Genomic DNA, 17296 nt, shown 5'->3' on the forward strand with positions numbered 1-17296 from the left:
GCCCCCGCCTCAGTCGAGCAGGTCGACGAGCATCGGCGCGACGCCGACGTAGGTCGCGGGCGTCATCGCGGCGACGCGCTCCTCGACGTCGGCCGGCAGGCCGAGGCCGCGGACGAACTCCACGAGCTCCGGCTGGCCGATGCGGCGCCCGCGGGTGAGCTCCTTGAGCCGCTCGTAGGGCTCGTCCATGCCCTCGACGCCCTGGGCGCCCAGGGCCCGCATGACCGACTGGATCGGCTCGCCGAGCACCTCCCAGTTGGCGTCGAGGTCGGCGAGCATGGCCTCCGGCACGGCGTCGAGGCCGGCGAGGCCGCGGCCTGCGTTGTCGATCGCGAGCAGCGAGTGGCCGAGGGCCGTGCCGATGTTGCGCTGCATCGAGGAGTCGGTGAGGTCGCGCTGCAGGCGCGAGGTGACGAGCGTCGAGGCGAGCACGTCGAGGAGCGCGTTGCTCACCTCGAGGTTGGCCTCGGCGTTCTCGAAGCGGATCGGGTTGACCTTGTGCGGCATCGTGCTCGACCCGACGGTGCCCTGGCCGCGGACCTGCGCGAAGTAGCCCATCGAGATGTACGACCACAGGTCGGTGCAGAGGTTGTGCAGCACCCGGTTGTACCGCGCGATGTCGGCGTAGATCTCCGCCTGCCAGTCGTGCGACTCGATCTGCGTGGTGAGGGGGTTCCACGTCAGGCCGAGGCCCTCGACGAAGGTGCGCGAGACCTCGACCCAGTCGGCCCCGGGGACGGCCGCCAGGTGGGCCCCGAAGGTGCCCGTCGCGCCGTTGATCTTGCCGAGGTACTCGTCGGCCTGGATGCGGCGCAGCTGGCGCATCAGGCGGTGGGCGAGCACCGCGAGCTCCTTGCCCATCGTCGTCGGGGTGGCCGGCTGCCCGTGGGTGTGGGCGAGCAGCGGCATGTCGCGCAGCTCGTCGGCCATCGTGCCCACGGCCTCGGCCAGCGCGTCGGCGCGGGGGAGCCAGACCTGCTCGACGGCCCCTTGGACCATGAGTGCGTAGGCGAGGTTGTTGATGTCCTCGCTCGTGCAGCAGAAGTGGATGAGCTCGCTCAGCCCCGCGTCCTCGGGCGCCGGCGCGATCCTGCGCAGCCGCTCCTTGAGGTAGTACTCGACGGCCTTGACGTCGTGCTGGGTGACCTTCTCGGTCGCGGCGAGCTCGGCGATCGCCTCCGGCCCGAAGTCCTCGACGACCTGACGCAGCGCGGCCTGCTCGTCCTCGGTCAGCTGCCGCACGCCCGGCACGACCTGCTGGGTGGTCAGGTGGATCAGCCACTCGACCTCCACGTGCACGCGCATCCGGTTGAGCGCGGGCTCGCTCAGGTGGTCGACGAGCGGCGAGACGGCAGGACGGTAGCGACCGTCGAGCGCGCCGAGAGCGATCTGGGGCGTGGCGTCAGCGAGGCTCTGCATGCGCCCATCCTCCCAGAGGCGAAGGGGGACCCCGTCCCGTCCTCCCTCAGGCCACGATCCGCCGCGCGCCGTGATCGATTTGAGATCCGCCCCCCGGGCGTGCTTACCGTGGGTGACGCCCCGGTGGGTCGCCCGCCGGGGTGACCGACGCGGTCGATGACCGCTCGTGGCCCACCGGGCCGCGCCCCCACAGACGAGGAGGAGTCACCCATGACGTCCACCACCCGTCACAGCACCACCCGCCGCGCCGCGCAGGCGCTCGCCGTCGCCGGTTTCCTCACCATGGCCGGGACCGGCACCGCCATGGCCGCTGGGCCGGGCGACCTGCCCGGAGACCGCGGTCAGGCCTCCGAGCACGCCGCGGACCAGGCCTTCGAGCGGGCCTCGGACAACGCATCCTTCACGCGCGACGCGGCCGCCGAGACCTCCGACGCGCAGGCCGAGACCGACACCGCGACGTCGACGAGCGAGACCAGCACCGAGACGGTCTCCACCACGTCGGAGACCAGCGAGTCCACGACGACCGAGGGGAGCTACCCGTCCGTCTGGGATGCGGTCGCCGAGTGCGAGTCCGGCGGTGACTGGGACATCGACACCGGCAACGGCTTCTACGGCGGTCTGCAGTTCAGCCCCGACACGTGGCTCGCCTACGGCGGCGACCGGTACGCCCCGACCGCCGACCAGGCGACGACCGCCCAGCAGGTCGAGATCGCGCAGGAGGTCCTCGAGGGTCAGGGCCCGGGCGCGTGGCCGGTCTGCTCGCAGGAGGCTGGTCTGACCACCACGAACGGTGCCTGATCAGGCATGATGCGCTCGGCGGGCGGTCGACTCTCAGGGGAGTGGGCCGCTCGTCGTCATGCGTCCGGAGGGCCCTCGAGCCGGCTGCGCACGTGCTCGACGATGCCGTCCGCAGCGGCCTCGACCGCCGCGTAGGTCGCGTCGAAGTCGCTGTCGTCGCCGTACCAGGGGTCGGGGATCGCGAGGTCGTCCCCCTTCGGCCCGCTGGGGTCGAAGCTGCGGATCATCCGGATGCGGTCCTTGGCGTCGGGCACGCCGGCGAGGCGCCGCAGCACGGTGTAGTGACCGTGGTCGGCGGCGAGGACGAGGTCGCGGTCGGCGAACCACCGCTTGTCGAAGACCCGCGCCCGGTGCGTCGTGTAGTCGCCCGTGTGACCGTGGCGCTGCATCGCCGCGAGGCTCCGCGGGTCGGCGGGGTTGCCCTCCTCCCACGCGGTCGTCCCGGCGGAGTCGATGGCGACGCGGTCGCCCAGACCGGCCGCCTCGAAGCGCTCGCGCAGCACCCACTCGGCGATCGGCGAGCGGCAGATGTTGCCGGTGCAGACCACGGTGATCCGGTAGTCGCTCATGGCGCCATCGTCCCCCACTGGTCCGGGACGGACCAGGAGAGGTCCTGTGGACCCCCTGACAGTGCCCCGAGCAGCGGCAGCTCTCGGGCGCGCAGCACCTCGGCGTGCAGGGCCAGGGCGTGGCCGAGCCCGGGGGAGCCGGCCACGGTCCCGAGGACGATGCCGGTGGAGACCCCCTTGTAGCGAAGGGCGGTCCCCGCGTCCGCGAGCGTCCCACCCCGGGCGTCGAGCCGGCTGAGCAGCCCGGGGGCGGTGAGCACGAGCAGGTCCGGGGCGGTCTCGAGGGCGGCCAGCGCCCGCCGGGCGACGGGCGTGCCGGGGTCGCCGGCGAGGGAGACCGCCACGACCGGGCGGGCCAGGTCGCGCAGGGCGCCGACGAAGGCCGTGGCGGCCTCCGTCTCGTCCACGCCCAGGGCGTCGGCGAGGAGCACGACGCGGGGGAGCGAGAGCTCGGCGAGCGCGCTCACAGGCCCACCGCCCGGCGCAGCTGTGCACCCGTCCAGCGTCGACGGTCGGGGCCGCCGGCCTCCGCCTCCCGGACGAGCTCGACGATGCGCGCGCACACCGGCGCCGCGGACCCGTGGTCGGTGCCGAGCTGGACGACGGCGCCCTGGAGCTCGGAGATCTCGGTGGGTCGGCCGGCGTCGAGGTCGTCGGCCATCGAGGAGCGGGCTGTCGGTGCGACCTTGAGCGTGGCACGGGCGAGGTTCGCGTAGAGCGGTGTCGGCGCGCGGAGCAGCGCGGGGAGGGCCGAGGGCGGCAGCGGGGTCATGCGGGCCGGCGCGACGCCGACGCGGCGCGCCAGCGCGAGCGCCTCGTCCTGGCAGGCGGCGAGCACGACGCGGCAGTCACGGTCGCGCAGCTCCACGGTGAGGGGCAGGCCGGTGAGCGCGTTGATCGCGTTGTTGAGGTTGAGCAGGAGCTTGCCGAAGAGCACCGCCCGCATGTCCGGCTCGACGTCGATGCGCAACCCCCCGCCGCACGCCGCCCGGACGAAGGGGTCGACCCGCGGGTGGTCCTTGACCTTGAGCCGACCGTTCGTCGTCTGGGTCCAGCTCGCCTCGCCGTCGCGCACGATGTTGTAGGGGACCATCCCCGACAGCACGAGCGGGCGGGAGGCGCGGCTCGGGAAGGCCGCGGCGAGTGCCTCGTCGATCAGCGACGCGTTGCGCATGCCGTTCTGGAAGGAGATGACGACGCTGTCGTGCTGCAGGTAGGGCGCGATCTGCCGGACCGCGGTCTCCGTGCCGAGCGTCTTGGTCGTGATCAGCACATAGCGTGCACCGACGACCGCGCTCGCGTCGGTCGCCGTCGCCAGCCCGTCCGGGCGCACGGTGCGCGTCCGCCCGGACAGGTCGGTGACGGTCAGGCCCTCGCGGTCGATCGCGGCCATGGTGGCCTGCCGGCCGACGAGCGTCACGTCGGCGGCTGCGGCCAGCCACCCGCCGAGGTAGCAGCCGATGCTGCCGGCTCCCATGACGGCCACGCGCGTGCGGTCCATGGCTTCCCCCTGACGACTCGTGCGGTGCGTCCGGCGATCCTACGTCGTCGTGGACGAAGGGGACGCTGGCTCAGCCCGTCGTGACGAGGTCTTCGTCCGCGTCCCGGGCGGAGGTGCGCTCGGTGAGGGCCTCCCCTTCGACGTCGACGTTCGGCAGCACCTTGTCGAGCCAGCCGGGCATCGCCCAGGCCCGGTCCCCGAGCAGGTACATGAGCGCCGGGATGAGGACCATCCGCACGACGAAGGCGTCCAGCAGGACGGCCGTCGCGAGCGCGAAGCCCATGGACTTGATGAGGTTGTCGGGCTGCAGCATGAAGGCGGCGAAGACCGAGATCATGATGAGCGCGGCCGCGGTGACGACGCGGGCGCCGTGGCGGAACCCGTCGACGACGGCCTCGCGCGCGGTGTCGCCGTGGACGTAGGCCTCACGCATCCGGGTGACGAGGAAGACCTGGTAGTCCATCGCCAGCCCGAAGACGATGCCGATCATGAGGATCGGCAGGAAGCTCACGAGCGGTGCGCCGTCGACGAGGCCGAAGGCGCCCTCCTGGAAGACCGCCACCGTCGCGCCGATCGTCGCGAGGGTCGAGAGCACGAAGCCCAGCGTCGCGGTGAGGGGCACGAGGACGGAGCGGAAGACGAGCATCAGCAGGATGAAGGCGAGCCCGACGACGACCGCGAGGTAGGGGACGAGGGCACCCTGCAGCTTCTCCGAGACATCGGTCTGGATCGCGGTGAGTCCGGTGACCCCGATCGTCGTGCCGGTCGCCTCCTCCTGGGCGGCGATGCCGTCGCGGATCGTGTGGAGCAGCTCCTCGGTCGCCTCGTCGCTCGCCCCGGTGGCGGGGGTGACCATCACCTGGGCGCCGGTGCCCTCCTCGTTCATCGCGACGACCTGCGCGTTGGTGACGCCGTCGAGGTCGCCGAGCCACTGCGCGACCTCGCCGTAGGCCCTGGGCGCCCGGCGCGGGTCCTCGAGGTCGCGACCGTCGACGACGACGACCATGCGGGCCTCCTGGCCGGGACCGAAGCCGGCCGTGAGCAGGTCGGCGGCCCGGCGCTGCGGGGTGTCGGCCGCCGCCGTCGAGTCGCTCGGCAGGGCGAGGTGCAGGTCCTTGGCCGGGACCGCCAGGGCGCCGAGGGCGAGGACCGCGACGAGGGCGGCGGCGACCGGGTGCCTGCCGATGGCGCCGGCCCAGCGGGTGCCGCCATTGTCGACGTGCTGGCCCTCGTCGACGGCCCGGTCCTTGCGCAGCTGGCCGGCGAAGGCGCGTCGGCCGAGGGCGCCGAGCACGGCGGGCAGCAGGGTGAGCGCGACGAGCACGGCGGCGAGGACGGTGCCGGCCGCGGCCAGGCCCATGGCGGTGAGGAAGGGGATGTTGACGACGGCGAGGGCGACGAGCGCGATGATCACGGTCAGCCCGGCGAAGACCACGGCCGAGCCGGCGCGGCCGACGGCCAGGCCGATCGCGTGCTCACGGTCGCTCGTGTGCCGCAGCTCCGTGCGGTAGCGGGAGAGGATGAAGAGCGCGTAGTCGATGCCGACGGCCAGGCCGAGCATCGACGCGAGGATCGGGGTCGTCGTGCCGAGGTCGAACACGGCGGTGGACGCGGTGATGCCGGTGATGCCGATGCCGACGCCGACGAGCGCGGTGAGGATCGGCAGGCCGGCGGCCACGAGCGAGCCGAAGGTCAGCACGAGGACGACGAGCGCGACGGCGACGCCGATGAGCTCGCTCGTCATGCCCATCTCGGGCATGCCCTGCATGCCGGTGCCGGTCGCCTCGACGGTCAGGCCGGAGTCGCGGGCGTCGTCGACGGCCGTGTGGACCGCGTCCCGGCTCTCCTGCTCGACGTCCGTGACGGTCTCGACGTCGAAGGTCCACTGCACGAGGCCGGTGCGGCCGTCCTCGGTGAGCGGTGAGACCGCCTGGGCGTCGGCCCGGGCCACGGCCTCCGGCTGCCCGTTCTTCGCGGCGTTGTCGAGGTAGGTCTTCTCGACCCCCTTCGCCGCCGTGACGGGGTTGACCAGCTGCGCCGGGTCGCCCACCTGGGGGACCCTGCGCAGGTCCGCGAGCAGCGCCTCGACGGCGCGGGTGTTGGCCGGGTCGGACAGCTGCTCACCGGCGGGTGCCTGGACGACGACCGTGCCGGTGGCCCGGTCGAAGGCGTCCTGGGTGCCGGGGAAGAGCTCCTGCTGCAGCTCCTGGGTCTGCTCGGACTCGATGCCGGGGATCGTGAACTTGTCGCTCAGCGGCTTCGACAGCGTGCCGGCGGCGACGCCGATCCCGATGAGGACGACGAGCCAGCCGATGAGGACGGCCGGCCAGCGCCGGTACGCAGTCCGGCCGAGCCGGTAGAGGGCGTGCGCCATGGGGGTGCCTTTCGAGGCGTCGGTGGTGAGGGCGGGTGGCCTCGTCGTCGGGGCCGGCGGTGCAGGGGCGAAGGGGGTCACCCCCGGGCGGCGAAGATCTCCCGGGCGGTGGCGAGGTTGGCGTGGACGCCGGTCGACAGGTCGACGTCGCTCGGGCGGGCGATGAGGTCCTGGATCGTCCGGCCGACGATGCCGCCGACGATCGCGAGGGCGACGCGCGCGCGGTCGGGGGTGACGCCCTCGCGGGTGGTGAGGTGGCCGACGAGCTCGTCGGCGAGCCCCTCGACGTGGGCCTGGACCCGCTCGTGGAGCTGGGGGTTGCGCTGGACGATGTCGTGGAGGCGCTGCCAGTCGCCGGCGGTCGCCTGGTCGCCACCGAGGGCCTCGACGACGACGAGGGTCAGGTCCTCGAGCAGGTCGCCGGTCGGCCCGCCGGAGCGCAGCAGCTCGACCTGCTCGTCGGTGACGTGGGGCAGGGCGCCGAGGACCGCCTCCTCCTTGGAGGAGACGTGGTTGAAGAGCGTGCGTCGCGAGCACCCGACCGCGCGGGCGAGGTCGTCGAAGGTGAACCCCGAGTACCCGCAGTCGACGGCCAGCCTCTGGGCGGCCGCGATGATCGCGCTGCGGCTGTCCCCCTTCGCCGTCTTTGCACTGATGCTCATGGAGTGCAGTCTTGCACTCTGGCTCCCTCAGTGCAAAACCGTCTGCATTGCCCTAGGGCAATGCAGACGCCCGGAGCCCGCCCCCCGGGTGGGGGAGCGGGCTCCGGGCGGTGCGGTGCGGGTCAGGCGTTGACCGGCGCGAGGCGGCCGACGAGGCCGCGCAGCTCGGTGTCGAGGTCGGTGTCGACGAGCTTGCCCTCGGCGAAGGCCTCGTACGAGGCGCCCAGGCCGAAGGTGTCCTCGACGACGGCCGCGCCGGCGACCTGGAGGCAGCGGACGGCGTCCTGGCGCGCCCACTTGGCGGCGTAGGGGGAGCCCGAGGCGGCCATGACGATGGCCGGCTTGTCCTGGATCGCCGCCTCGCCGCGGGGGCGGGAGAGCCAGTCGATCTGGTTCTTGACGACGCTGCTCAGCGTGCCGTTGTACTCAGGGGTGACGACGATGACCGCGTCGGCGGCCGCGGTGGCCTCGCGCAGGTCGGCGGCGACGGCGGGGACGGAGCCTTCGACGTCGAGGTCCTCGGAGTAGTGGGGCAGCTCGGCGCCGCGGTCGAAGACGGTCGCGGTCGACCCCTCGGGCAGGTGGGCGAGGGCCGCCTCGGCGAGGGTGCGGTTGGTGGAGCCGGCGCGCAGGCTGCCGACGAGGACGAGGACGTTCATGGGGACTCCCGCAGGTGGTGGAAAGTTTGATGGTCAAGCACTTGACCAGAGAAAGGGTGCGCGCTCGTCCTCGATAATGTCAAGTCCTTGACCAATGCCCTACTCTTGGCCCATGACCCCCGACGAGCTCGCCCCCGCAGCCTGCGCCGGCGCGGACGGCGCACCCCCGCTCGTCAACCTCCTCGCCAGGGCGCAGGCGGCCTTCGTCGCCGACTTCGACGACCGGCTACGCGCCTCCGAGATCGAGCACCTCTCGCTCGCGCACTCCAGCAACGTCCTGCGTCACCTCTCCGACGGACCGCGCCGCGCGCGCGAGATCGTCGACCGCTGCGGCGTGACCAAGCAGGCGGTGAGCCAGCAGATCGCCCACCTCGAGCGCAACGGCTTCGTCGCCGTCGGGCGCGATGACGAGGACCAGCGCGCCCGGGTCGTGAGCCTCACGCCGAAGGGGGAGTGCGCCCAGGTCGTCGTCCGCCGCCTCTTCGTCGAGGTCGAGGAGGATTGGGCCGCCCGCATCGGGGGCGACGAGGTCGCCGCGATGCGGGCGGCCCTCACCGAGCTCCTCGGTGACGGCTCCTGCTGATCAGGCGGTCTCGAGCGTCCCGCTCGTCTCGCCGTGCTTCTTGCACGTCCCCGTCCAGCCGGACCGGTCGCGCTCCACGGCGAGCTCGCGTCGGCACGTCGTGCAGTGCACGGGAGGCTCGACGGCCAACCGCTGGCGGCACAGGACGTGGTTGCCGCGGTTGGCGGAGTCGCCGCAGTGTCCGCAGTAGGTGACGGCGATGACGGGCGGGATCGCCCCGAGGGTGTCGGGGTCGCTCCAGCCGGAGTCCCCGGCGGTGGGCAGGTCAGTCATGCCGCCGATTCTCTCCCATCGACCCCGGGTGGTGCGCGGCGGTGCCGCCGATCAGCCCCCGAGCAGGTCGGACAGGCTGCTGCCACCCCCGCCGCCGGAGCTCTGGTGGCCACCGTCGGTGACCGACTCGGCCGGCTGGACGAGCACGTAGCCCTGCCCGCCGAAGGCCATCTGGAAGGTCTCGCCCGTGCCGCCGCGGATCATCGACTTCAGGCCGCCGGTGTCGACCCTGATGTCCATCCGGACGCCACCGGTCCACATGACGACCGCCTGGGCGTCACCGAAGGTGGGCGCGCTGCCCACGTCGAGGGCGACGGGCTCTCCCTTCGTCGTGATCGCGACGTAGCCGCTGCCGCGCAGGGTGACGTTGTACAGGCCGCCCGTCATCGCCGCGCCGCGGGCCTGGATGCGGTGGATGTCCCAGTCGATGGAGGAGGAGAACGCGAGGATGCTGTTGCCGTTGACCGAGATCATGTCGTTCTCCAGGTACATCACCTGGATCTCCTGCGCCTCGTTGGCGACGAAGAGCTCGCCCTGGCCGGAGCAGGTCATCATGTTGACGCCCTCGCCGGTGGTGGCCTTCTTGAGCATCTTGCCCAGGCCGCCGGAGCCCTGGTTCTCGAAACGGATGTCGCCCTGGTAGGCGACCATCGAGCCCGTGCGGGCCATGACCGGGCCGTGGCCCATCTGGATCTTGAGCAGCTTCTTGTTCTGGAGGGAGAACTGGTCGGTGCTCTGCTCCTCCTTGAACTCCTGGAAGAGCGAACCGTGGATCGGCATGTCTGTGGGCCCCTTCGGCAGTCGCGGCGTCCCCCTGTGGGCGCCGACCCTGCAAACTGTAGAGGGCGCGCCCGGCGGCATCTAGGGTGAGAGCTCCCCATGACGCAGGGGGGACAGCCACCGCAGCGAAGGGACGCGCATGAGCTTCTTCGACAAGGCCCGCGCAGGGGCTGAGCTCGGCGAGATCGACCGGCACTACCGCGACCTCGGCCTGCTCGCGTACCTCGCCGCGACCGGCCGGGCGGTCGACCCGGCGGCGCAGCGGCAGCTGCTCGCGGTGCTGCGCGGGCACGAGGAGCGCGGGGCGATCCGCGACTTCGTCCTCGGCACGACCGGGCAGCCGGCGGTGGGTGCGCCGCCCGTCCCGCAGCGACCCGGCGGCTCCGACGGGATCCCGCAGCCGCCGCCGGAGCGCGCCGGCCGGCACGGGGACTTCCTCGGCCAGCCGCGCGCGTCGGAGAGCACGTGGGCGCCGAGCGACCCCGACGGGACCACCGGTCCGCGCCCGACCCCTCCGCCGCCCCCGAGCATCGGTGGCACGTGGGGCCCACCGCAGCAGGGGAGCGCCGGTCCTGTGCGCTGGCAGCCCGTCCGCGCCCGCGACGACGAGTAGGACCGGGCCGAAGGGGGGAGCCTCGGTCAGCTGACCGCGACGGTTGTCGCGAGCCCGGCCGGCAGGACGAAGGCCGCGACGCAGATGCCGTAGAGCACGAACGTCTGCCACGGGGCCGGGTCGTCGGCGACGAGCAGCCGGATCCGGGTGGCGGCGGCGCCTGCGCCCGCGCTGACCCCGAGGACCCCCGGCTCGCTCGCGCCGGCGGCCTCGGCGAGGGAGAGGATCGCGCGACCCAGCGCGACCTCACCGGCCTCCTCGCGGGCCGCGCGGTCGGCGAGGACCTCCACGAGCAGGGCCACCTCGCGCAGCGCCGCGTCGGTGCGCAACCACGCGGGGGTCGCCGTGTGCAGCACGGTGAAGAACTCCAGCACCAGGTCGTGCCGCTCGCGCAGGTGGGCCTCCTCGTGGGAGACGACGGCAGTGAGCTGGTCGTCGGGCAGCGCGGCGAGCGCGGCCTCGGTGATGACGAGCCGGGAGCCGGCGCCGGGGACGCAGTAGGCCGACAGCCGGTGGGAGGGCAGGACCCGCGTGTGGTCGCCCTCGTGCCGGCCGACGATGTCGACGAGCTGGCGGTGCGCGGCGCGGGCGGCCCGGATCCGCGTGCCGACGCTGTGGCCGTTGCCGAGCAGCCGCACGAGCACGCCGGTCGAGGCGATCGTCGCGACGACGAGCACGACGACCCCGGGGACGGTCGGCAGGGGGTGGGGCCGCAGCCACGCGACGGGGGCGGCGGTGAGCAGGCACAGCACCGCGGAGAGGGAGAGCGACTGCCACACGAGCAGGGCTGCGCGCGGGCTGCGGCGCAGGCGCTCGATGCGCACGAGCAGGCGAGGTGCGGTGAGGAGTGCCGCTGCGCACAGCAGCAGCAGGGCGGCGATCACCCGTGCGAGTCTGCCGCACCCCTGCCGCGGCGTCGGGGGCGATCCCCCTTCGCCTCGACCTCGGCCATGGCCTCGCGGACGGCAGCGAGGTCGTCAGGGCTCGCCTCGTTGAGGAAGTGCAGGATCGCCGCCTGCCGGTCCGCGCTGCTCAGGTCGTGCAACGGGCTGCGCATGGCCTCGGCGGTGAGCGACTCGCGGCTCGAGGCCGGGCGGTAGCGCCAAGCACGGCCGTCGCGCTCGCGGGTGGTGACCCCCTTCGCCTCGAGGCGGGAGAGGACGGTCATCACGGTCGTGTACGCGGGGTCGCGGCCGGCGAGCCGGTCGAGCACCTCGCGGACGGTGAGCGCGGCGTCCTCGGCCCAGAGCACGTCCATGATCGCCTGCTCGAGGTCACCCAGGGATGCGTTCTTGGGCACGGGACGCCCCCTCCTGCTCGATGGTGACGACCCGGTCCATGCGGTCCAGGCCGACGTCGTGGTGGGTCACCATGATCACCGATCGACCGCGCGCGTGACGCATCAGGTCCGCGAGGACCGCGTCGGCGGTCGGGTGGTCGAGGTGCGCGACGGGCTCGTCCAGGAGGATCACGGGACGGCCGCTCGCGATGGCGCGGGCGATCGACAGCCGGGTGCGCTCGCCGCCGGAGACGCCGAGCCCGTGGGTGCCGAGCCGCGTGTCGAGGCCGTCCTCGAGCGCGTCGAGCCAGGCGCCGAGACCGGCCTGGCGAAGGGCGTCGACGAGCACCTCGTCGTCCGCCTCCGGCGCCGCGAGCGCGAGGTTGTTGCGCAGGGTCGCCGCGAGCACGTGCGGCTCGTCGTCGACGATCGCGAAGAGCCCGCGCACGTCCTGCAGCGCCAGCCCCCCGACGTCGGCGCCGTCGACGGTGTACGTGCCGCCGGTCGGGTCGAGGTGGCGGGCGAGCACGGCGAGCACGGTGGACTTGCCGGCGCCGTTGGCCCCGGTGAGCGCGACGTGCTCGCCGGGCTCGACCAGGAGGTCGACCGGACCGAGGTCGGTCCGGGCCCCGGTCCAGCCCGCGGTGACGCCCCGCAGCTCGAGGCGCGGTGCGCGGGTCCGGGTCGCCTCGGGGGAGTGCAGGTGCACGGGCCGGCGCCCGTCTCCTGCCACCGCCGGTTCCTGGTCGAGCAGCGCGTCCAGGCGCTGCTGGCAGGCCCGGGCCCGGGCGAGGGCGCGGGTGGCGTCGGTGAGGACGCCGAGGGCCTCGCCGGTCGCGACGGGCGCGAGGACGAGCAGCGCCATGACCGGGGTGTCGGCACCCGAGGTCGTGGCGAGGGCCGCCGCGGCGAGGGTGGCCACGCCGGTGATGACGAGGACCAGCGCGGCGGTGAGAGAGCGGCCACGCGACTGGCGGGCGATGCTCGAGCGCAGCCGCTCGTGCGCCTGCGCCAGCCAGCGGTCGGCGGTCGCGCCACCCCCGATCGAGCGCAGCTCGTCGGCGTGCTCGGCGGTGAGGTGGGCGACGCGGGCGGCCTCGGCCCGCGCCGCGAGCACGGAGGTCTGCGCCCGCGACTCGAGCCGGTCGGCGACGAGCGCGGTCGCGCCGGCGGCGAGCAGCATGCCAGCGAGGACGAGCCCGACACGCGGGTCGACGAGCGCGGTGAGCGCCGCGGCGAGGACCCCGGCGAGCAGGGCCGAGAGCGCGGGGACGGTGACGCGCACCGAGGCCTCGACGACCTCGGTGAGGTCGTCGACGACGCCGGTGAGCACGTCGGCGCGACCCCGCGAGCCGAGGCGGGCGGGGGTGAGCGGGACGAGCGCGGCGTACGTGGCCGTCCGCCGCTCGGCGAGGTCGGCCAGCGCGGCGTCGTGGCTGCGCAGGCGCTCCCAGTAGCGGAAGACCGGGCGCGCCAGGCCGAAGGTGCGCACCGCGACGATCGCGGTGAGCAGCAGCATGATCTGGGGTCGCTGGTCGGCCCGGACGATGAGCCACCCCGAGGTCGTCGTCAGGGCGATCCCGGAGGCGGTGGCGACACCGCCGAGGAGGCCGGCGACGACCAGTCCGCGGTCGAGGCGAAGGGGGCGGGGCAGACGCGGGCTCATCGGGCCACCAGCTCCCCGAGGCGGACGTGCGCGGCTGCGCGGCCGACGAGGTCGGGCTGGTGCGTCACGGTCAGGACCGTGCGTCGACGGGCGAGACCGGCGATGACCTCGCCGATGGCAGCGGCGGAGGCGGGGTCGACGTGCGCGGTCGGCTCGTCGAGGAGCACGACGGGCGCGGGGGAGAGGAGCGCGCGGGCGAGCACGAGCCGGGCGCGCTGACCCGCGGAGAGCCCGAAGCCGTCGTCGCCGATGGGGCTGTCGAGCCCGTCGGGCAGGGCCGCGACGGCGCCGTCGAGCCCGACCTCGCGCAGCACGCGCCAGATCTCGTGGTCGTCGACCGGCCCGGCGATCGTCAGGTTGGCCCGCAGGCTCCCGGCCCCGAGGAAGGGCCGCTGCGTCACGAGGTGCACCTCGCCCGTGCGGACCTCGCCGGCATCGGGTCGGCGGATCCCCGCGATGACCTCGAGCAGCGTCGTCTTGCCGCACCCGGAGGGGCCCGTGACGACCGTCAGACCCGGACCGGCGGTGAGGTCGACGCCTTGGAGGACGCGGTGCCTCGTGCCCGGGTAGGTGTAGTCGACGCCGGTGACCTCGACCCCGCCCGTCGCGCCCCCCTTCGCCCGCACCGTCCCGGACGAGCGCGGCTCGAGCTCGGCGAGGACCTCCTCGAGGGCGGCGGCGCCGTCGGCGGCGGAGTGGAACTCCGTCCCCACGCGCCGGATCGGCCAGTAGGCCTCGGGCGCGAGGAGGATCGCGGTGAGCCCGACCGAGAGCGCGATCGAGCCGTGGGTGAGGCGCAGGCCGACGGCGACCGCGACGATCGCGACCGAGATCGTCGCGAGCAGCTCCAGCGCCGCGGCCGACATGAAGGCCAGGCGGAGCGTGCGCATCGTCGCCCGGCGGTGGCGCTGGCTCACCGTGCCGATGGTCTCCACCTGTCGGTCCGCGCGCCCGTACGCGACGAGCGTCGGCAACCCGCGCATGACGTCGAGGAAGTGCCCGGCCAGGTCCGTCAGCGCACCCCAGCGGCGGTCGGTGTCCTCCTGCGTCGTCGCGCCGATGAGTGCCGCGAAGAGCGGCAGCAGCCACACCGTGAGGACGACGACGAGCGCGCTCGGCCAGTCCACGACGACGAGGCAGATGATCGCGAGCGGCGGCACCACGACGGCCGAGACGAGGGCGGGCAGGTACTTCGCGATGTACGGCTCGACGGTGCTCGTGCCCTGGGTCGCGAGCGTGAGCGCCACGTCCCGGGAGGGCCGCTCGTCGATCGTCCGCTCGCGCCAGACGGCGAGCAGCTGCTCCCGCAGCCGGGTCGCGACGAGCGCACCCGAGCGGGCGGCGATCGTCTCCGAGGCCGCACCGAGCAGGGCACGAAGGGCGAACAGCCCGCCGGTCCACAGGGCCGGCTCGAGCAGTGCCTCCCCCCGCACGACGGCGACGACGAGTGCGGCCAGCGCGAAGGCGGTCGCGATGGTCGAGATGCCTTGTGCCACACCGATGCCCGCGAGGGCAGCGACGGGCCCCCGGGTGGCCGGGACCACCCGGAGGATGCGCGGGTCGAAGGGACGCATCGTCAGTGCACCTCGACGCGCTGCGGCAGGTGCTCGACGGTCAGGCGGCGGCGGAAGACCCAGTAGGTCCACGCCGTGTACGCGAGCATGATCGGCGTGAAGACGACCGCGGCCCAGGTCATGATCTCGAGGGTCAGCGGCGAGCTCGCGGCGGCGTCGAGGGTGAGGTCGGCGCTGTCCCCGCGACCGTTGATCGCGTTGGGGAAGAGCATGAGGAAGTAGCTCACGACGGTCAGGCCGATCGTCACGGAGGTGCCGGTGAAGGCCAGGCCCTCCGCCCCCTTCGCGTTGGCGGCGATGGCGGCGAGGAGCGCGACGGCGGCGAGGCCCGCGACCACCCACGAGCCGGCGGTCCCGCGCTGCAGGCCGAGGGTGGCGAAGAGGGCGACGGCGAGGACGGCGGAGACGAGGCCGGCCCTGGTCGCGACCGCGCGCGCCTCGGCCCGGATCGGCCCGTCGGTCTTCAGCGCGAGGAAGTGCGCGCCGTGCGCCATGCACAGGACGGTGAGGGTGAGGCCACCGAGCAGCGCGGTCGGCGTGAGCAGGCTGAGGAGCGACCCGTCGAACTCCGTGTACCGCGTGCTGCCCATCGTGTGCTCGGTCATCGGCAGGCCGGCGACGAGGTTGGTGAGCGCCACCCCGACGAGGAAGGGGGCGATGTACGAGCCCGCGACGATCGCCAGGTCCCAGCGGCGCACCCACTCCGCGTCGTGACGCTTGTGCCGGTACTCCAGGCCCATGTTGCGCAGGATGAGCGTGACGAGCAGGAGCAGCAGCGCGAGGTACATGCCGGAGAACATCGTGGCGTACCAGTGGGGGAAGGCCGCGAAGGTCGCGCCGCCCGCGGTGAGCAGCCACACCTCGTTGCCGTCCCAGTGGGGGCCGATGGTCGTGAGCATCGTGCGGCGGCGGTCCTCCTCGTCGTGCTCTCCCTCGAGCACCGGCAGCAGCATGCCGACCCCGAAGTCGAAGCCCTCGGTCACGAGGTAGCCGGTCCACAGGACGGCCAGCAGGACGAACCAGATGGTGATGAGATCCATGTCGGTGCTCCCGGGTCAGTAGGCGAACTCGAGCGGCTCGTCGTCCTCGACGAGGCGGGGTTCCTCGAAGGGGTCGGCGCCGCGGCGGATGTAGGACAGGAGGAGCTTGACCTCGACGACCGCGAGCCCGCCGTACAGCAGGGTGAAGACGATCATCGAGGTCCACACGTCGGCGCTGCCCACGCTCGGGGAGACGGCGGTGTGCGTGGCCATCTCGCCGAAGACGACCCACGGCTGGCGACCGACCTCGGTGAAGATCCAGCCGAAGCTGTGGCCGAGCACGGTCGCGATCGGGGTGAGCACGATGAGGGCCTGGACCCAGCGCTGCATCGGGACACGGTCCTTGCGGGTGGCCCACAGGACCCACGCGCCGACGGCCATGGCGAAGAAGCCGGTGGCCATCATCAGCCGGAAGTTCCAGTAGGTCATGGCGATCGGCGGGATGTAGGTGCCGGCCTGCGTCAGCTCGCCGTCGGAGAAGGTCGCTCGGTACTCGTTCTCGAGGTCGACCATGCCGCGGACCTGCCCGTCGAAGCTGCCGGTGCCGAGGAAGGAGAGCAGGCAGGGGATCTCGATGACGTGCGTGGGGTCCTCGCCGCCGAGACCGGCGACGGTCAGGACGGAGAAGGGGGCGCACTCGCCCGCGGGCGGGGTGTCGTACAGGGCCTCGGCCGCCGCCATCTTCATCGGCTGGACCTCGGTCATCACCTTGCCCTGGAGGTCACCGCTGATCGCGACGCCCATCCCGGAGACGAGGACGACGACGGCGCCGAGGCGGGCCGCGTGGCGGTACATCCTGCGGTCGGCGTCGGGTCCCCCCTTCGCCTGGTGGAGGCGCAGCTTGTGCAGCGCGACGGCCATGACGAGCGCGCCACCGACGAGGTAGCAGGCGGTGATGACGTGGGGGAAGGCGACGAGCTGGACCTTGTTGGTGAGGATCGCGAGGAAGTCGGCCATCTCGGCGCGGCCGGTCTCCGGGTTGATCCGGTAGCCGACGGGGTGCTGCATGAAGGAGTTGGCGGCGAGGATGAAGTACGCCGACAGCAGGGTGCCGATGTGCACGATCCACATCGTCGCGGCGTGCAACCGCTCGGGGATGCGTCCCCAGCCGAAGATCCACAGGCCGAGGAAGGTCGACTCGAGGAAGAACGCGAGCAGCGCCTCGAGCGCGAGCGGCGCACCGAAGATGTCCCCGACGAAGCGGCTGTAGGAGGACCAGTTCATCCCGAACTGGAACTCCTGGACGATGCCCGTGACGAGCCCGAGCGCGAAGTTGATCGTGAAGAGCTTGCCGAGGAACTTCGCCATCCGCAGGTGGCCCTCGTCGCGCGTGCGGATCCACCGCGAGTGGTACCAGGCCACGATCGCCGACAGCCCGATCGTGACCGGCACGAAGAAGAAGTGGTACACGGTGGTGATCGCGAACTGCCACCGCGCGAGGTCGAGCACGTCCATCGCATCTCCTACGACGTCTAGTACTACAGATCGTCGTAGACGGTACGCCTG

At 73.1% G+C, this 17296-nt stretch carries 18 protein-coding genes; 3 read left to right on the forward strand and 15 right to left on the reverse strand.

The annotated features are described in order from the left end of the window. Positions 1-9 precede the first annotated feature (9 nt). Positions 10-1419, reverse strand: coding sequence for an adenylosuccinate lyase (purB, locus tag JT1_RS16055; RefSeq protein WP_068328836.1), 1410 nt, complete (start codon positions 1417-1419; stop codon positions 10-12). Between the two features lie 210 nt (positions 1420-1629). Here purB and JT1_RS19190 point away from each other — a divergent pair, with 210 nt between their 5' ends. Further along, positions 1630-2217: a transglycosylase family protein gene (locus tag JT1_RS19190; protein WP_068328841.1), complete on the forward strand. Its 588-nt coding sequence runs from the start codon at positions 1630-1632 to the stop codon at positions 2215-2217. 56 nt (positions 2218-2273) lie between these two features. Here the strand turns inward: JT1_RS19190 and JT1_RS16065 are convergent, their stop codons facing one another. The 6 genes from JT1_RS16065 to JT1_RS16090 form a co-directional block, all read right to left on the reverse strand. After that, complete coding sequence (locus JT1_RS16065) at positions 2274-2786, reverse strand: low molecular weight protein-tyrosine-phosphatase (protein WP_068328845.1); 513 nt, start codon at positions 2784-2786, stop codon at positions 2274-2276. Then, positions 2783-3253 (reverse strand): hypothetical protein, encoded by a 471-nt coding sequence (locus tag JT1_RS16070; protein WP_068328848.1) that lies wholly within the window; start codon positions 3251-3253, stop codon positions 2783-2785. The genes JT1_RS16065 and JT1_RS16070 overlap by 4 nt, the downstream gene beginning before the upstream one ends. Then, on the reverse strand, positions 3250-4287 hold the full coding sequence (locus JT1_RS16075; protein ID WP_068328851.1) for a 2-dehydropantoate 2-reductase: 1038 nt from the start codon (positions 4285-4287) through the stop codon (positions 3250-3252). Before JT1_RS16075 ends, JT1_RS16070 begins: the two co-directional genes overlap by 4 nt. A 70-nt stretch (positions 4288-4357) precedes the next feature. Next, entirely contained in the window at positions 4358-6661 is a 2304-nt protein-coding gene (locus tag JT1_RS16080) for an MMPL family transporter (protein ID WP_068329400.1), read from the reverse strand. Positions 6662-6738: 77 nt separating this feature from the next. After that, the gene (locus JT1_RS16085; RefSeq protein ID WP_068328856.1) at positions 6739-7323 is read right to left on the reverse strand and encodes a TetR/AcrR family transcriptional regulator; all 585 of its coding nucleotides are present in this window, start codon (positions 7321-7323) and stop codon (positions 6739-6741) included. A gap of 122 nt (positions 7324-7445) precedes the next feature. Beyond that, entirely contained in the window at positions 7446-7982 is a 537-nt protein-coding gene (locus JT1_RS16090) for an NADPH-dependent FMN reductase (RefSeq protein ID WP_068328859.1), read from the reverse strand. A 112-nt stretch (positions 7983-8094) separates the two neighbouring features. Here JT1_RS16090 and JT1_RS16095 point away from each other — a divergent pair, with 112 nt between their 5' ends. After that, positions 8095-8565 (forward strand): MarR family winged helix-turn-helix transcriptional regulator, encoded by a 471-nt coding sequence (locus JT1_RS16095; protein ID WP_068328862.1) that lies wholly within the window; start codon positions 8095-8097, stop codon positions 8563-8565. On the opposite strand, the gene bsaP is transcribed toward JT1_RS16095, so the two are convergent. Both bsaP and JT1_RS16105 read right to left on the reverse strand, forming a co-directional pair. Then, complete coding sequence (bsaP, locus tag JT1_RS16100) at positions 8566-8838, reverse strand: biotin synthase auxiliary protein BsaP (RefSeq protein WP_082807725.1); 273 nt, start codon at positions 8836-8838, stop codon at positions 8566-8568. Between the two features lie 51 nt (positions 8839-8889). Continuing rightward, positions 8890-9618 carry an AIM24 family protein gene (locus tag JT1_RS16105; protein ID WP_068328865.1) on the reverse strand — a complete coding sequence of 243 codons (729 nt, stop codon included), beginning with the start codon at positions 9616-9618 and terminating at the stop codon, positions 8890-8892. 139 nt (positions 9619-9757) lie between these two features. Here JT1_RS16105 and JT1_RS16110 point away from each other — a divergent pair, with 139 nt between their 5' ends. Continuing rightward, a complete protein-coding gene (locus JT1_RS16110; RefSeq protein WP_068328867.1) occupies positions 9758-10231 on the forward strand; it encodes a hypothetical protein in 474 nt (157 codons plus the stop codon). Between the two features lie 26 nt (positions 10232-10257). Here the strand turns inward: JT1_RS16110 and JT1_RS16115 are convergent, their stop codons facing one another. Genes JT1_RS16115 through JT1_RS16140 form a run of 6 tightly spaced genes read right to left on the reverse strand, consistent with a single transcriptional unit; the run spans position 10258 to position 17245 of the window. Beyond that, positions 10258-11115: a M56 family metallopeptidase gene (locus tag JT1_RS16115; RefSeq protein ID WP_068328870.1), complete on the reverse strand. Its 858-nt coding sequence runs from the start codon at positions 11113-11115 to the stop codon at positions 10258-10260. Then, complete coding sequence (locus tag JT1_RS16120) at positions 11112-11531, reverse strand: BlaI/MecI/CopY family transcriptional regulator (RefSeq protein WP_082807726.1); 420 nt, start codon at positions 11529-11531, stop codon at positions 11112-11114. Before JT1_RS16120 ends, JT1_RS16115 begins: the two co-directional genes overlap by 4 nt. Next, the gene (gene cydC / locus JT1_RS16125) at positions 11506-13176 is read right to left on the reverse strand and encodes a thiol reductant ABC exporter subunit CydC (RefSeq protein WP_068328873.1); all 1671 of its coding nucleotides are present in this window, start codon (positions 13174-13176) and stop codon (positions 11506-11508) included. Before cydC ends, JT1_RS16120 begins: the two co-directional genes overlap by 26 nt. Beyond that, positions 13173-14750 carry a thiol reductant ABC exporter subunit CydD gene (cydD, locus tag JT1_RS16130; protein ID WP_068328876.1) on the reverse strand — a complete coding sequence of 526 codons (1578 nt, stop codon included), beginning with the start codon at positions 14748-14750 and terminating at the stop codon, positions 13173-13175. Before cydD ends, cydC begins: the two co-directional genes overlap by 4 nt. Positions 14751-14752: 2 nt before the next feature. Next, entirely contained in the window at positions 14753-15790 is a 1038-nt protein-coding gene (gene cydB, locus JT1_RS16135) for a cytochrome d ubiquinol oxidase subunit II (protein WP_068328879.1), read from the reverse strand. A gap of 15 nt (positions 15791-15805) precedes the next feature. Continuing rightward, positions 15806-17245 (reverse strand): cytochrome ubiquinol oxidase subunit I, encoded by a 1440-nt coding sequence (locus tag JT1_RS16140; protein WP_068328881.1) that lies wholly within the window; start codon positions 17243-17245, stop codon positions 15806-15808. Positions 17246-17296: the final 51 nt, after the last annotated feature.

The organism is Janibacter terrae NBRC 107853 (genome assembly GCF_001591405.1).
In the GTDB taxonomy this organism is placed as follows: Bacteria; Actinomycetota; Actinomycetes; order Actinomycetales; family Dermatophilaceae; genus Janibacter; species Janibacter terrae.